This is a genomic window from Rothia terrae (assembly GCF_014705925.2).
Lineage (GTDB): Bacteria > Actinomycetota > Actinomycetes > Actinomycetales > Micrococcaceae > Rothia > Rothia terrae.
In genome coordinates this window covers 1,925,693-1,941,037 of sequence record NZ_CP061539.1, presented here as the reverse complement: position 1 = coordinate 1,941,037, position 15,345 = coordinate 1,925,693, and the positions used below count along the sequence as shown (strand labels likewise).

The following is a 15,345-nucleotide window of genomic DNA, read 5'->3' as shown; positions in this document are numbered from 1 at the left end:
AGACTCACACGGAGCATAAAGCACAAACTATTGGACGGAAGACAATGATTTCTCAAACTCCTCTCTTCATTGCGACCAACAACGGCGATATCGGTGGCGGTGAGGTCATGCTACTTAACATCGCTAGGGCAGCCCGTTCGCTGGGGCACTCTGTGACTATTGTTGGTCCGTCGCAACCTGCTGAACTGATTGATGCTGCTAAAGATGAAGGTTTTGCAACCGTGACGCTTCCTGCGACTAACCGCCGCGACTATATGGCACAACTTCGTGTTTGGGATAAGCGTCAGCGCCAGGGCCTGCTCTGGTGTAACGGGCTGGTTCCGTCGTTCGCAACATCCGGCCATAAAAACCGCATCGTTCACCTTCATCAAATCCCTGTGGGAAAGCAGAAATACTTGGTCGCACCGGCGCAACGTAAAGCCTTGCGAACCCTGGTTCCTAGTGAGTTTATGACCTCGCAGGTGAAGAACTCCGAGGCTTTCCCCAACTGGGTGAGCGAAGTATCAAGTCCTCTTGTGCGCGAACAAGTAGGGGAGACCATTCGCGTGGGCTTTCTTGGACGTCCCTCAATGATCAAGGGAACACACACACTCACCAAAGCACTAAAACTGCTTTCTGCCCTCGATAAAAAGCAGTACACCCTTGTGATTGCTGGAGAACCAAAATTTGTGAGTGAAGACGATCAGCGCGAGGTCGAAACAGCTCTCAGCTCCCTGGGTGATAGCGTCGAAAACATGGGCTGGGTTACACCAGAAAAGCTGATACAGGGCATCGATATGCTTGTGGTCCCTTCAACTTGGGAGGAGCCCTTTGGCCTCGTCGCAGCTGAAGCTATGAGCGCTCGCGTCCCTCTGATCGTGTCGGACGCTGGTGCTTTGCCGGAAGTCGTGGGCAAGGAGTACCCATGGATTGCTCCGAAAGGTAACACCGCAGTATTAGCGCAGCGCATCAGTGACCTCGCCGATGCTCTCATCGCACATGACGGAAACCTTCAGGACACTATCTCTGATTCCTACTGGCGTTGGCAAGAGAGCTTCTCCCCAGAAGTAGGTAAGGAAAGAGTACGGCGTCTTCTCGAGTCTGTAGAGGTGAAATAGTTATGCCTCGCTTTAAAGCCGCCGTTATCATCCCTACTCGCGGGGGAGCTTCTAAGCTTCACTTCCCCTTAGAGGCTTTGCAGCAGCAGACGGAGAAGAATTTTCAGGTCATCGTAGTGATTGATGGTGATGTTGACGGTTCTGCCGCCGTCATTCAGCGCTATATAGACTCCGGCTGCCTCAACCTGTCCATGATTGTTTTTGATGAGAATAAAGGACGCGTGGCGGCGCTGAACGCCGGGTATCGTGCTGCCGATGCTGAGATTCTGATTCGGTGCGACGACGATATTGAGATGAAGCCCGATTACATCGAAAAGCATCTCTTCTTTCACAACGGCATCGTTGAAAAAGGCGTCATGGGTTTGGTGCACAACATATACCCAGATACTCCGCACGCGCGCGCCTACGGTTACTACCGCGACAGCAAGTTCCGCGAAGATGCATACAAAGCTTCAGTAGACAGACTCTGGAATTTCTGGGCGGCTAATTGCTCAATGCGTGCCAGCACTTTCAAAAAAGTGGGTGGCTACGATGAGCGTTACCGTCGGTATGGTTGGGAAGACGTCGATATGGGCAAGATGCTTCAGGACGCTGGCGTGCAACTTATTCTCGCACCTGAGCTAGAAGTCAACCATCACATCGCCGCTACCACCACCGCTTCGCGCGCGCGTCGTGCATTGCACTCCGGGGCATCGCGTCAAATCTTCCTTGCAAAGCACGGTATAGACGCTCTGCCGCCGGTAAACCCTGCCGGTGTGTGGGGGATAGCTGTGAAAACGGTGGCAATTGTGCTCACCGAAACCAGCGTGCAGAAACTTGGCAATTTGGTTGATAAAATCTCTGATAGATTCCCCGTGAAGATCTCAGAAAAGCTCGTGGCGCTGGTAGTTGAATCAGCAAGCTACGCTGGTATCAAGTATCCGGCCCGAGCTCGAAAGATTTTCTAGACCGAAAGTACTCAACGCCCCATGCGCCGTATCAGCTTCCCTAGGCGGAAAAAACACAGTGCTGCACACCAGGCAGAAGTTGCTATTGCCCATGACTACCTCACGCAACGAGGTGGCGCCGAACGCGTGGTACTGGCCCTGCATAAGGCTTTTCCCGACGCGCCTATTTACACCACCCTGTACGATCCTGAGCGCACCTACCCCGAGTTCAAAAACGCAAATATTCAGGTGTCGCCGCTGAACCATGTGAAGGTTTTCCGCCAGCACCACCGACTTGCGTTGCCCTTCTTAGCTTTTATTTCTCAGCGGATTAAAGTCCCAGCCCAGCAGACCATTGTCTCCACCGCTGGCTGGGCGCACGGTTTTAACATCTCTGGAAAGTCACTGGTCTATTGCCATACGCCGGCTCGATGGCTGTACCTCACCGATCAGTATTTTGGTAAAACAGGCATCAAGGCGCTGACCACCCTCTTTAAGCGGGTGCGTCCTTTGTTGATTTCATGGGATCAGAGATCGGCTCGTGGCGCCGGTAAATACTTGGCGAATTCCAGCATCATTCAAGAGCGTATTCGCAACGTTTACGGCTTTGATGTGCCAGTGCTGTTTCCGCCTCACACTATCGATAGCGCATCGGTGCAGCAGCCGTTGGACGGTCTAGAAGACTTTCTGGTAGATAATGATTACTTCATCGTTGTCTCCCGGCTGCTTCCCTACAAAAACGTGGATGCGGTCGTTGAGGCCTTTTCGCTGATGCCGCACCAGAAGCTACTGGTGGTAGGACGCGGTCCGCAAAAGCAAGCGCTTGAAGAAGCGGCGGGGGCGAACGTGCGGTTTGCCTCTGAAATTAGTGACGCCCAGATGCGTTATGCCTACTCGCACAGTTTGGGGCTGATCGCTGTATCTTACGAAGATTTTGGGTTGACCCCCTTGGAAGCGGGCGCTTACGGCAAACCTACCTTGGCGCTGCACGCGGGTGGCTTCTTAGACACCATTGAAGAGAACGTTAACGGTCTCTTTATCGAGCATTCTTCACCGGCAAATATTGCAGAAGGTGTAGAGCGGATGCTGGCGTCCACCTGGGATTCTGAGCTCATTATGGAGCACGTCAAAAAGTTCTCTGAGGAGCGTTTTATCGAAATGATAAAGCTACATCTTGAAGAACTGGACTCATAGCAGCGGAGTCTTGCCTAGCGGCGTAGCACCAGATCTTCAGCCACTAGTGATTGCATAAAGTCGACCGTTCCCCGGTGCACGGTTTCTTGTGACTCATTAAAGGTGGCGGCGACCTCTGCCACCAGGTCTTCTTCGGTCAGCGGCTTCTGGAGCAACTCCCAAATCAGCATGCCTACACCGTCCACCACAGAAATGGTAGATTTCTCCAAGTGAGCGATATAAAAAGTATTTGAATCCTCAATGTGCGAAGACAACTCGTCATGAGAGACAAATGCTGTTGCCGGGTTGCGGGAGTACGTGGGCATCTAGTTCTTCTTCCCTCGGATGCGGGTGAGCGCTGAAAAGCGTGAGAAAAACTTCTCTCGAACCTCTTGGCGGGTAGGTTCGCGTCCTAAACTCATTGCCAGGTGGTCGGTATTGACAAAGAAAATATCGCGCAGAGTGCTCGCTTTAGCCCTCAGCCCTCGCGCACTGCGAAGTCGAGCTTTCCACCGAATGTATTCGGGTACTTGCTCCGAAGAGCTCTTCCACAGCAGATAGTCCCTGTGCGTTGAAAAATCGTCTAGGGATCCGCGTGCCGCCGCGAAAGCTAATTCGGCATTAAGCTCCTGCACACGCCTCTGAACAAGCTGCATCTGGGCCTCAGAAAGCACGTCATCCAGATGAACAACATCGGGTTTAACCGAAGATGTTGAACGTGCAGCGTGCACATACACTAGAGCACGGGCATCCACCACAGACACCGTCGTGCACTCGTAACCACCCAGCTTCTTGATGCGCCGATGTGCCCACAGCTCATCAAAAACGTGCTCGGGGCTGGCATCCAGACCGGGAAAATACCGGTGAACATCGCTCAATCCCCAGGTGGGGTGGTACACCGTCATGGCGTGATGAAAATCCGAGCCTGATTCGAAGGTCGTGATGACCTTCCAGCCAGCGTCCTTCAACGCAGTTATAAAAGCCCCCAAATGATCAGGGCGCACCAGCACGTCAACATCGGTACTTTGTCGGTCAACAGGGTAGGTATCGGTGCCAAAAGCGTAGCCCTTGATATGCAAAATATCGATGCCGTGTGTATTGGCAAGATGCTGCAGATGAGCGTGGGAAAGCAAGATGCGAGCCTTCAGCGGAACTTCGCTCAAAGCTTCTTCAGCTGTACGACGCTGTGATGCACTCACTTTCCCTCCCGTATGTATCTACCGACTCATACCAGTGTGGGACGGGTAAATCCCGTCCCACACGTTTTATGGTTGTTTACTTCTTGGATGCTCGTTTGAGCTTCTTCAAACCCTTACCTTCGGTGGGCTTATCGGAGGTGTAGCCGTAGTAGGACTTGTAGCCACGCGTCGAAGCGTAACCAAAGCCGTAGTAGCCGCCGCCAAAGCCGCCCCGCGGGGTCTGGTTGAGCACGAGGCCAATCAGGTTAGCCTTCACCTGGTGCAGGTTCTCAGTTGCCTCACGCAGGTGTTCACGTTGCGTGCCTCCAATAGTTGCCACTAAGACGGTGCCATCCACTGCCTTAGACAGTAGCGTTGCATCCGTAACAGGCAAAACAGGTGGCGCGTCAATAATCACCATGAACTCTTCAGAGAGCTCGCGGATCAGGCTTCGCATCTTATCTGAGCCCAAAAGCTCTGAAGGGTTCGGGGGAATACGGCCTGCAGGCAAGATAAAGAGCTGGCTGTTCTCGAACTGACGCACCGCTTCAGAGAGCTCAACCTGCCCAGCGATGACCTCGGTCAGACCAATCTTTGAGTCGATGCGGAACTTCTTTGCAACGGTAGGACGGCGCAAATCGGCATCGATAATGATGGTCGGCTGGCCAGCTTCTGCCAGTGCCTGAGCAAGAGTTGATGCCACCGTTGACTTACCTTCACCGGGTTCTGACGAGGTAATCAGAACGGACTTCGGCGGGCGGTCAACGTTCACAAAGCGAAGGTTGGTGCGTAACTGGCGAATAGATTCCTGGGAGACGTGGTCGCCTGCTTCGTGCAGAATCTTGGTGCTTGCTAGGTCCTCAGACTTAGGCAGCATACCCAGCACGCCGAGCTCGGTGGACTTGATAGCGTCCTCACGGGTGCGAACCTTGGTGTCAATGGCGCGACGGGCAAAGACCAGCGCGTATACCGCTACAAAGCCGACGAGCGCGCCCAGAAGGACGTTACGCCACGTATTGGGGCTAATCGGTGAGTTGTTGGGCAGAGCGTCCTCAAGAGGCACCACGCGAACGGTATTGCCGCCCTCAAGCTCGTTGGCAACATAAGCCACGGACTCTAGCGCTGAGTTCGCCAGGGTCTGAGCCTTCACCGGATCGTTGGCGGTAGCCTGAACACGAATCAGCGCGGACTGATTATCCATGCTTGCCGTCAGGTTGCCTGCAATCTCACCGGCAGACATCCCAAGATCAGGGTTCTCTGATGCGATGCGTTCAGCAACTGCACGGCTGTTCGTCAGCGCCAGGTAACCGGTTGCCTTATCTTTAGCGGCTGAGTTGCCTGAAATGACATCGCCGATGCCTGCAGAACCAGCTACGGTGACGTAACCGGTTGAGGTTGAAGCGTAGACGCGTGGCTGAAGCAGAGAATAGCCCAAACCTAGCAAGGCGCCGATGAGCAGGCCGGCTAAAAGATAGCGCAGATTAGCGCGTGTAAGCCGGATAAAGTCAAGGACAGTCATTAATGAAGGTTCCTTTGTGAAGTAGCTGAGGGACGGAAGTAAAAACTAAAGCTTGTAGAAATTCTAAACCGGACGGTTAATTTTTAGAAGAACCGACCTTATCGCATGAGATCAAGCAGGTACTGCCCGTAACCACTTTTGACGAGCGGTTGCGCAAGTTCTGTCAATTTTTCATCATTGATAAAGCCCATGCGCCAGGCGATTTCCTCGGGGCAACCGATAGATAGTCCCTGGCGGTTCTGTACCGTGCGGATAAAGCTGATGGCATCTGCCAGCGAATCAAAGGTGCCGGTATCTAGCCATGCGGTGCCTCGCGGAAGAATCTCAACGTGCAGGGAATCTTGTTCAAGGTACATGCGGTTGAGGTCTGTAATTTCGAGTTCGCCGCGTTCTGAAGGGGTTATTTTTTCGGCAAACTCAACGACGCGATTGTCGTAGAAATACAGGCCGGGAATAGCGTACTCGCTTTTGGGAACACGAGGTTTTTCTTCGATGGAGATAGCTTTGAAGTTTTCATCGAATTCAACGACGCCGTACGCCGTGGGGTCTGCAACGTGATAACCAAAGACGGCGGCGCCTGTTATATTTTTGTATTTACGAAGCTGAGTTCCTAGGCCGGGGCCGTAAAAAATATTGTCGCCTAATACAAGGGCAACGGAATCATCACCGATATGTTCTTTTCCTAAAAGAAATGCTTGGGCTAAACCATCCGGGCTTTCTTGAATTTTGTAAGAAAAGCGAACACCGAATTGTGTGCCATCGCCTAACAATCTTTTGAATTGATTGTGGTCTTCGGGGGTGGTGATAATCAAAATATCCTGAATTCCAGCCAGCATCAGGGTAGAAAGCGGATAATAAATCATCGGTTTGTCGTAGACCGGCACGAGTTGCTTACTGACACCCAAAGTAACGGGGTGCAGGCGCGATCCGGTTCCTCCGGCAAGAATAATTCCCTTCATAAACTCTTATTGTGTCACACCTGCCAACAATTTAGGGGGCAGAGTAAACCTCATTGCCGTAGCATTGGTTACATGGCAAATATTCTTGTTACCGGCGGTGCTGGATTCATTGGATCTAATTTTGTGCACTATCTGTTGGATAATACGTCCCATCGTGTTGTTGTACTCGACAAAATGACGTACGCAGCTAATGAAAAATCATTAGAAGGCTCAGACCCTGAGCGTTTCGAATTGGTGCGCGGTGATATCGCAGACCGCGATATCGTCAATTCGCTGGTAAAAGATGCAGATGCGGTGGTGCATTATGCCGCTGAATCACATAACGATAATTCTTTATCTGACCCAAGCCCCTTTATTCACACCAACCTGGTGGGTACTTTTACTCTTTTAGAGGCTGTGCGGGCTTATAACACTCGATACCACCACATCTCAACTGATGAAGTTTTTGGTGATTTGGAGCTGGATGATCCCGCTAAATTTACCGAAACTACCCCTTACAACCCGTCGTCGCCTTATTCATCGACCAAAGCGGGTTCAGACTTGTTAGTGCGAGCATGGGTTCGTTCTTTTGGTATCGATGCCACGATTTCAAACTGCTCAAACAACTACGGGCCCTATCAGCACATCGAGAAGTTCATACCTCGCCAGATCACTAATGTTCTCTCGGGCATCACCCCCAAGCTGTACGGCGAGGGGCTGAACGTGCGCGACTGGATTCACGCATCCGACCACTCATCGGCTGTGCATACCATTCTCGAAAAAGGAGCGATAGGCGAAACCTACCTGATTGGTGCTAACGGTGAAGAAAACAACATCACCGTTCTGCGCACAATCTTGCGGTTGATGGGGCAGCCCGAGGACGCTTTTGAGCACGTTGTCGACCGCCCCGGTCACGACTTGCGCTACGCTATCGATGGCTCGCGTCTTCGTGAAGAACTGGGGTGGACGCCGCAGTTCACTAATTTCGAGGCAGGGCTAGCTGACACCATTCAGTGGTACACCGATCACCGCAACTGGTGGGAACCCCTCAAGGCAGAAGTAGAAGCTAAATACGCGAAGGCTGGGCAATAACGGTGGCAAAAGAGCTGAGGATTACCGAGACCGAAATTCCCGGTCTGCTGATTATCGATTTACCGGTGCACGGTGATAACCGGGGCTGGTTCAAAGAAAATTGGCAACGCGAAAAGATGGTTGCTGCAGGTTTGCCTGATTTCGGGCCTGTGCAGAACAACATCTCGTTCAACGCATCTGCCGGGACAACACGCGGTATTCATGCCGAGCCGTGGGACAAATTTGTTTCGGTTGCAACCGGCAAAATTTTTGGCGCGTGGGTAGACCTGCGTGAAGGGGAATCTTTCGGTGCCACAGTAACTGTTGAGCTTGGCCCTGATACCGCCGTGTTTGTGCCGCGCGGTGTGGGCAACTCCTTCCAGACTCTTGAAGACAACACCGCTTACACCTATGTGGTCAATGACCACTGGAGTGCTGATGCCCAAGGGGAGTATTCCTTCCTCAACCTTGCCGATGAGACGGTTGCTATCGAATGGCCCATCGATTTGGCAGAGGCTGAGCTCTCTGAAAAGGACAAGAACCACCCGCGTTTAGCTGAGGTAACCCCGGTCAAGCCTGCGCCGCTTTTGATTGTTGGTGCTAACGGCCAGCTAGGACGCGAGCTGGTGCGTCAGCTGACCGAGGCGGGTACACCTTTCGTGGCGACTACGCGCAACGAGCTTGATCTCGCGCATCCTGAGAGTTGGCTCAGCTCTTTCCGCTGGCGTTCTTACCGCGCCATTATCAACGCGGCGGCCTACACCGCTGTTGATAACGCCGAAACAGCAGAAGGACGCGCTAACGCGTGGGCAGCGAACGCTAGCGGGGTGGCGGCGCTGGCGTCTGTAGCTCGTGAGGCAAACATTCTGCTGGTGCATGTGTCAACGGATTACGTTTTTGATGGCACCTTGTCAGTTGGCCAGGAGTATGCGGTTGACGCTACCGTTGCCCCGCTGAGCGTGTACGGTCAATCTAAAGCTGCCGGTGAAGTCGCAGCTGCTGTTGCGCAGCGCCATTACATTGTGCGCACCTCGTGGGTGATCGGCGATGGCAAGAACTTTGTGGAGACCATGAAGTCGCTGGCTGAACGCGGTATTGACCCCAAGGTTGTTGCTGACCAGCACGGGCGTCCGACCTTTACTCAGGATCTTGCCGCCGCAATCATTCATTTGCTTGAGACAGAGGCAGACTACGGTATGTATCACGTGAGCAACACAGGGGACGTTATCACTTGGGCTGAGCTTGCGAAATCTGTCTTTGAACTCAGAGGCCACGATTCGGCACGCGTTGGCGAAGTAACCACGGACGAGTATTTTGCGAATGCAGAAAATTTCGCGCCGCGTCCTGAAAACTCAGCTCTAGATCTCAGCAAAATCAAGGACGCGGGTTTTACTCCACGCGACCACGCTCAGGCGCTGAAGGAGTACCTGCAGTAGTTTTCACTGCATTACCGTGAATGTTGAAAGCAGTGAAGGGGTATCAAAACCAACTGGCTCGGGGCTGGCGTTTAAGGAAAGTTGGTGATGACGCCCCTTCACTGCGCTAAAGTACCGTCGTTTTCGCGGGAAAATTGAGCGTGGGTAGGTTGGTGTTACCGGTATTACTGCGGATTCTAGGTGCTTGTATGTTGCCTGAACCCCACCTATCTGAGATACTGAACAGGTTGTCTTCGCACTGTGAAGGCAAAAGCCAAGGCGGTGGAATGCTTAGCTGGAAACAGCGAGCATGTCCGAACCCGACGGTGGCTGGCACAGGAAATCCTCGTGATGAGGTTTCCTGTAAGAAGTTGGAATGTATGATTCTGGCGCCAGTTCACGCTTGGCGCGCTAACTATCCAACTTATTGAAAGGATGCTCCTCATGACTGCAGGCGCAACTAAGATTTCAGCAACCCGCCGTGAAGACTTCGGCAAGGGTTACGCACGCCGTATTCGCCAGGTTGGCGACATCCCCGCAGTAATCTACGGTCACGGTGAAGACCCCAAGCACGTAGTACTGCCCGGTCACGAGACCACTCTTGCAGCACGTACCCCCAACGCTATTTTCGACCTCGACATCGAAGGCGAAACGGTATTGGTCATGGTTAAGGACATTCAGCGTCACGCAATCCGTCCCGAAATCCAGCACATGGACCTTCTGATCGTTAAGCGCGGCGAGCGCGTTGAGGTCGAAATTCCTCTGCACGTTGAAGGCGAAGTTGCTGAGGGTGCAGTTGCTAACGTTGAGCTCACCACCTTGCTGGTTGAAGCAGACGCTATCAAGCAGCCCGAGGTTATTGAAGTTAACATCGAAGGCCGCGAAATTGGCGAGCACGTCACCGCAGCTGACGTTGTTCTTCCTGAGGGTGTTACCTTGGTTGCTGACGAAGAGACCATGGTTGTTAACATCTCAGAGCCCGTTATCCTTGACGTTCCTGAGCCCGGTGAAGAAGGCGACACCGACGCTGAGGGTAACGAAATCGTTGAAGGCGGCACCGATAAAGGCGACGCTAACGCAGACGAGGCTGAGGGCGATGTTGTTCCTGCTTCTGAGGAATCAGATCAGGCTGGCGAGTCACACGACTCAGATAACAACAAGCAGTAATTTGTTTGTAGCTCAGTAGCTTTTACTGTGTAAAGCCCGCGCCCACGTAAGGTGGGTGCGGGCTTCTTTGTATGGTGCCAGCCTTTAGACTGGTTATCGTGAAGTTTTTAGAAGTTTTGACCGGCAAGAAGAAGGCAGTGGATATGGCTGACGCGTGGTTAATTGTTGGCTTGGGTAACCCCGGGCCGGAGTATGAGAAGACCCGTCATAATATTGGGCAGATGGTGATTGATGAGCTGGCTCGCGAGGTGGGTGGGAGCTTCAAGCGCCATAAGGCTCGTGCGCAGGTTCTTGAAGGACGCTTGGGTATCGGCGGTCCTAAGGTTATTTTGGCGAAGCCGCTAACCTACATGAATACTTCGGGTGGCCCTGTTGCAGGTCTTGCTCAGTTTTACGGTATTGACCCTGATCATGTAATTATGATTCACGATGAGCTCGATATTCCTTTTGACACCGTCAAGATTAAGATTGGCGGGGGAGAAGGGGGCCATAATGGTTTGCGCGATACCACCAAGGCGTTGGGTACCAAAGATTACTATCGTGTGCGCACCGGTATTGGGCGTCCTCCTGGACGCATGAACACCGCTGATTTTGTGCTCAAACCTTTTAGCTCAACAGAAGCTAAGGTGCTTCCTTTTTTGATTTCTAATGCAGCTGATGCCACCCGTATGCTCATTGAAAAGGGCTTGTTGGCGGCGCAGCAGCAGTTCCACTCGCCGTCCTAGGCCGCAGGGTGCGGTTGCGCGTAGGGGGGGGGGGCACAAAAAGTAGCTCAGCGTAACCTCACTATCTTTCGGTGAGCGAGAGTTCTAAGCTAGAGAGAGCAGTAAATACGTGATGAAAATGTGCCTATATTGGGGCGGGTTTTCATGTGAACAGTACGAACGGACAGCAACGCATCGTGAGCAATAAGTACTCCATCCCGGCTAATACTGAACTAACGAACGAGGCAGTTAAGGCGTTACGCGCGGACTTCCCGATTCTGAACCAGCAGGTCAATGATCATGACTTGGTATATCTGGATTCGGGTGCGACCAGCCATAATCCTTTGCAGGTGTTGGACGCTGAACGCGAGTACTACCTTTACAATAATTCGGCGGTTCACCGCGGTGCCCACACTCTTGCGGTTGAAGCTACGGATGCGTTTGAGGACGCTCGTGCGACCGTCGCGTCCTTCATCGGGGCTCGTGAAAATGAGCTGGTGTGGACGTCCAACGCAACCGAGGCATTGAACCTGATTGCTTACAGCTTTGGTAATGCTTCGCAGGGTCTGGGTGGAGAAGCTGCCCGCCAGTTTGCTCTGACTGAGGGCGATGAAATTGTGACGACTGAGCTTGAGCACCACGCGAATATTATTCCGTGGCAGATTCTTGCGCAGCGTACAGGCGCCACGCTCAAGCATATTCCGCTGCATGAAGATGGCACCATCGACTACGAAGCTGCTGAAAAGGTAGTTACGGAGCGCACTAAGATTCTTGCGTTCACCCACGTTTCTAACGTGTTGGGTGCTATCACTGACGTGGATTTTATGGTGAAGCTGGCGCGTAAGGTGGGCGCATTTGCTGTGTTGGATGCCTGCCAGTCTGTTCCTCACATGCCGGTTGATGTGAAAGCCCTCGACGTTGATTTCGCGGCGTTTTCTGCCCATAAGATGCTGGCACCCACCGGTATGGGCGCGCTTTACGGTAAGAATGAACTTCTTGAAGCGATGCCCGCCTTCCTCACCGGCGGATCCATGATTACCAAGGTCACCATGACCGAAGCCCAGTGGATGCCCGCCCCCATCAAGTTTGAGGCAGGTACCCAGCGTATTTCTCAGGCAGTGGCATGGGCAGAAGCAGTGCGCTACCTGCAGTACATCGGCATGGAAAATGTTCACGCCTGGGAATCCAAGCTTGGCGCGCGCCTGGCTGAAGGCGTTAGCTCCGTTGAAGGCGTCCGTTTGTTGGGCCCTGCTGCCGGAACTGAACGAGCCGGTATGGCCGCCATTCACGTGGACGGCGTTCACCCTCACGACGTTGGTCAGCTCCTTGACACTCAGGGTATCGCTGTACGCGTGGGCCACCACTGCGCTCAGCCGCTGCACCGCGCACTTGGCATCACCGCCTCAACCCGCGCATCCGCCTACATCTACAACACCACAGACGATGTTGACCGCTTTATCGAAGCGCTCGGCGGCGTCCGCGCTTACTTCGGTCTCTAAACACGAAAGAAGATATACACCATATGTCAGCGTTAGATCAGCTGTATCAGCAAATTATTCTTGACCACTCCAAACAGCGCAACGGCGAAGGTTTGCAGGACGCGCACGGTTTGCCGAGCGCCGATAACCACCAGTACAACCCCACCTGCGGTGATGAAATCAACCTGCGCGTGACCCTGACTGATGAGAGTGAACCCAAGGTTAAAGAAATCTCCTGGGAAGGCGACGGTTGCTCTATCTCCATGGCAGCGGCATCAGTGCTCAGCGAGATGGCACCGGGCATGACCACCGCTGAACTGCAGTCTTTAGTTGATGACTTTCGCGAGATGCTCCGTAGCCGCGGCAAGATTGAACCCGATGAAGAAGTACTGGGGGACGCCGCGGCGTTTGCAGGCGTCGCTAAGTTCGTTGCACGCGTCAAATGTGCGATGCTGGGCTGGGTAGCAGCAGAAGAAGCAGCTAAAGAGGCAGCTCTCTAACGCGTCTTCATATCGATAGTGGGTGGACAGACTAACGGTCTGACCACCCGCTGTTTTTATGCAAGAAGGAGGGGTGTGAGAAGGCTTATTGGTAAGCAGATCACGAAGGCAAATGCAGCGGACGGCAAACTCACCGGGACTGGTATAACGAGCAAACCTGAACAATGTGGCGCAGAACAGCCCCATCCGTCCCCCAAACTAGGCTAATAAATAAAACAAAATAACAAAGGAATATCCCGTAAAGTATTAAAGAATTATAAAAACAGCTGGGGACTGTTTTTGACGTAAATCTTTCAAACACTCACTGTATGTGTTTATTTAAGGGGAAATATGAACATCGGTTATGCTGCCGGCGCTTTCGATCTTTTTCACGTAGGCCACCTGAACATTCTTCGCGAAGCAAAGAAGAACTGCGATTACTTGATCGCTGGCGTTGTCTCTGACGAAATGCTTGAACTGACCAAGGGCCGTCTGCCCATCGTTCCGCTGGCAGAGCGTATGGAAATCGTCAGCCACATCGACTTTGTTGATGAGGTACGCGCAGAAACCGTTGTTGACAAGCTCGAAACCTGGGAACAGGTTCGCTTCAACACCTTCTTCAAGGGCGACGACTGGAAAGGTACCCCTCGCGGCGTAGACCTTGAAAACCGCTTTGCTGAAGTTGGCGTGAACGTCGTGTACTTCCCGTATACCGCACACACCTCATCCACTAAGCTGCGCGCAGCTCTTGCAGCGTTGACCCCCAACGCTCAATAAAAACACTGATATACATAAGGGACGGTATTTCAAAAATACCGTCCCTTATTTTTTAAGCTGAAAAGAATTAGCTGTTAGTCTTGAGCCACTCTTCAAGTGAACGAGCAACTAAACTCAGAGCCTTACCTGCATAGGGCTCAGCGGTTGCAGCAATCTTTTTACCCACAAAAGGAATTGAAGAGTTTACTTCACCGTTAACATCGACCTTAGTAGCTTCTCCTACAGCGGTCAGGGTCTGCACAGCCTTAGCGCTAATCGGCACACCACCAGCCTTGATTTCGGTAGTCACAACGCGTGAACCATCAGCGTTAGCGTCAGACACCTGATCGGTTTGAGTCAACGAAAGACCCTTAGAAACAAACTTCTTTGCCATATCGGGCACACGATCAGCAGGCACACCGCGAACAGAAGTAGCAGTAAAGCTACCAGCGGTATCTCCTGCAACTGAGAAGCTATCCAAGGTAACGCGCAAACGCTGTGAAACGTAGCGAGCGAAATCCTCATTACCAAAAGCAGTAACCACCTGATCAAGCGGAGCATTAACAGTTACGGTCTCTGAAATAGCCATAACTCTTCCTTTCACTAAAAGTACTTGCACCCATACTAAGCCACAGCCACCGTCACCGGGGAAGTGGCACGCGTCCTTACACCTGTCAGCGTACAAAATAGACAAAAAGCCGGTGGCCTTCGACATCACATCGAAAGCCACCGGTTCAATCAATATTCTCTACAGAACCCTATTCACAAAGGACACCCGCCGCTGTGCTTGTGCACGAACTTTAGACCCCTTATGAATAAACCTCAATTATTTGCGCAACTTAGGCCCTACAATACCCATCGCAATTTGGGATGCGCGACGAACGAACTTTTTGACATCGTGCGTCTGAGTCTTCGGCGGCATCGCAGCCAGCTCGCGGGCAAGGTTCTCAGAAGCGGTATCGGCCTGCGGCAGACGAACTTCACCGTGCACCATATCGGGGTTAGCGAACGCACGATCCAGCATCTCAAACAAGGCTTCTTGATCCTGCACCATGAAGGTCTCGCCGTAAGACTGCATCACCTTAGAGAACTCAACCTGGTGATTATCAACAACCTCATCAAGCTCAGCTAAACGCGGTACAGAAATCGGAATCACACCGACCTCACGCGCATCCAAGATAGAACCGGGGCCGCCCTGAACCAGCACCACGCGTGCCCGGCGGTAAAACTCCAACAGTTCTACACGGGGCATACGCGCAACAGTCTCAGCGTTCTTGGGCGCATCAGTGAAACCGTGCTGGAACAAGCAGGTAAGCTCCGGATGTAACTCAAGGTAAGCATCCACCCAACCCACAATGCGGTCAAAACGGTGGTGGTCAGTGCCAATGGACACTACAAGGTCATATGCCTTAACTTCTTCAGTGTTTAGATTCTCGCTCATGTC

The 15,345-nt window shown here is 52.6% G+C and carries 16 protein-coding genes; 10 read left to right on the top strand and 6 right to left on the bottom strand.

Annotated elements, in window-relative coordinates; translation table 11 throughout:
• Nucleotides 1–44 precede the first annotated feature (44 nt).
• From IDM49_RS08850 to IDM49_RS08840, 3 genes are read left to right on the top strand one after another with little or no spacing between them, the layout of a single operon-like run.
• Nucleotides 45–1,097 (top strand): glycosyltransferase family 4 protein, encoded by a 1,053-nt coding sequence (locus IDM49_RS08850; RefSeq protein ID WP_190724240.1) that lies wholly within the window; start codon nucleotides 45–47, stop codon nucleotides 1,095–1,097.
• 2 nt (nucleotides 1,098–1,099) lie between these two features.
• Nucleotides 1,100–2,044, top strand: coding sequence for a glycosyltransferase family 2 protein (locus IDM49_RS08845; protein ID WP_190724239.1), 945 nt, complete (start codon nucleotides 1,100–1,102; stop codon nucleotides 2,042–2,044).
• Nucleotides 2,045–2,065: 21 nt separating this feature from the next.
• Nucleotides 2,066–3,217 (top strand): glycosyltransferase, encoded by a 1,152-nt coding sequence (locus IDM49_RS08840; protein WP_190724238.1) that lies wholly within the window; start codon nucleotides 2,066–2,068, stop codon nucleotides 3,215–3,217.
• A gap of 14 nt (nucleotides 3,218–3,231) precedes the next feature.
• Here IDM49_RS08840 and IDM49_RS08835 read toward each other — a convergent pair whose 3' ends face one another.
• From IDM49_RS08835 to rfbA, 4 genes are all read right to left on the bottom strand, one after another.
• Nucleotides 3,232–3,522 carry a PqqD family protein gene (locus IDM49_RS08835; RefSeq protein WP_190724237.1) on the bottom strand — a complete coding sequence of 97 codons (291 nt, stop codon included), beginning with the start codon at nucleotides 3,520–3,522 and terminating at the stop codon, nucleotides 3,232–3,234.
• Nucleotides 3,523–4,395, bottom strand: coding sequence for a nucleotidyltransferase family protein (locus IDM49_RS08830; RefSeq protein ID WP_228008061.1), 873 nt, complete (start codon nucleotides 4,393–4,395; stop codon nucleotides 3,523–3,525).
• Between the two features lie 76 nt (nucleotides 4,396–4,471).
• Nucleotides 4,472–5,893 (bottom strand): polysaccharide biosynthesis tyrosine autokinase, encoded by a 1,422-nt coding sequence (locus IDM49_RS08825; RefSeq protein ID WP_190724236.1) that lies wholly within the window; start codon nucleotides 5,891–5,893, stop codon nucleotides 4,472–4,474.
• 98 nt (nucleotides 5,894–5,991) lie between these two features.
• On the bottom strand, nucleotides 5,992–6,852 hold the full coding sequence (gene rfbA / locus IDM49_RS08820; RefSeq protein ID WP_190724235.1) for a glucose-1-phosphate thymidylyltransferase RfbA: 861 nt from the start codon (nucleotides 6,850–6,852) through the stop codon (nucleotides 5,992–5,994).
• A gap of 72 nt (nucleotides 6,853–6,924) precedes the next feature.
• Between rfbA and rfbB the strand changes: the two genes are divergently transcribed.
• The 7 genes from rfbB to IDM49_RS08785 all read left to right on the top strand — a co-directional run bounded on the left by rfbB (nucleotide 6,925) and on the right by IDM49_RS08785 (nucleotide 13,922).
• A complete protein-coding gene (gene rfbB, locus IDM49_RS08815; RefSeq protein ID WP_190724234.1) occupies nucleotides 6,925–7,923 on the top strand; it encodes a dTDP-glucose 4,6-dehydratase in 999 nt (332 codons plus the stop codon).
• 2 nt (nucleotides 7,924–7,925) lie between these two features.
• Nucleotides 7,926–9,338 (top strand): dTDP-4-dehydrorhamnose reductase, encoded by a 1,413-nt coding sequence (gene rfbD, locus IDM49_RS08810; protein ID WP_190724233.1) that lies wholly within the window; start codon nucleotides 7,926–7,928, stop codon nucleotides 9,336–9,338.
• Between the two features lie 423 nt (nucleotides 9,339–9,761).
• The gene (locus IDM49_RS08805; protein ID WP_190724232.1) at nucleotides 9,762–10,484 is read left to right on the top strand and encodes a 50S ribosomal protein L25/general stress protein Ctc; all 723 of its coding nucleotides are present in this window, start codon (nucleotides 9,762–9,764) and stop codon (nucleotides 10,482–10,484) included.
• Nucleotides 10,485–10,627: 143 nt separating this feature from the next.
• Nucleotides 10,628–11,209 carry an aminoacyl-tRNA hydrolase gene (gene pth, locus IDM49_RS08800; RefSeq protein WP_190725466.1) on the top strand — a complete coding sequence of 194 codons (582 nt, stop codon included), beginning with the start codon at nucleotides 10,628–10,630 and terminating at the stop codon, nucleotides 11,207–11,209.
• A gap of 176 nt (nucleotides 11,210–11,385) precedes the next feature.
• A complete protein-coding gene (locus IDM49_RS08795) occupies nucleotides 11,386–12,687 on the top strand; it encodes a cysteine desulfurase (protein WP_190725465.1) in 1,302 nt (433 codons plus the stop codon).
• A 23-nt stretch (nucleotides 12,688–12,710) separates the two neighbouring features.
• A complete protein-coding gene (gene sufU, locus IDM49_RS08790; RefSeq protein WP_168614240.1) occupies nucleotides 12,711–13,166 on the top strand; it encodes a Fe-S cluster assembly sulfur transfer protein SufU in 456 nt (151 codons plus the stop codon).
• Nucleotides 13,167–13,496: 330 nt separating this feature from the next.
• Nucleotides 13,497–13,922 carry an adenylyltransferase/cytidyltransferase family protein gene (locus tag IDM49_RS08785; protein WP_190724231.1) on the top strand — a complete coding sequence of 142 codons (426 nt, stop codon included), beginning with the start codon at nucleotides 13,497–13,499 and terminating at the stop codon, nucleotides 13,920–13,922.
• Nucleotides 13,923–13,989: 67 nt separating this feature from the next.
• On the opposite strand, the gene IDM49_RS08780 is transcribed toward IDM49_RS08785, so the two are convergent.
• Together IDM49_RS08780 and IDM49_RS08775 are read right to left on the bottom strand one after the other, a co-directional pair.
• A complete protein-coding gene (locus IDM49_RS08780) occupies nucleotides 13,990–14,490 on the bottom strand; it encodes a DUF2505 domain-containing protein (protein WP_190724230.1) in 501 nt (166 codons plus the stop codon).
• 237 nt (nucleotides 14,491–14,727) lie between these two features.
• Entirely contained in the window at nucleotides 14,728–15,342 is a 615-nt protein-coding gene (locus IDM49_RS08775; protein WP_190724229.1) for a glycosyltransferase, read from the bottom strand.
• Between the last annotated feature and the right edge of the window lie 3 nt (nucleotides 15,343–15,345).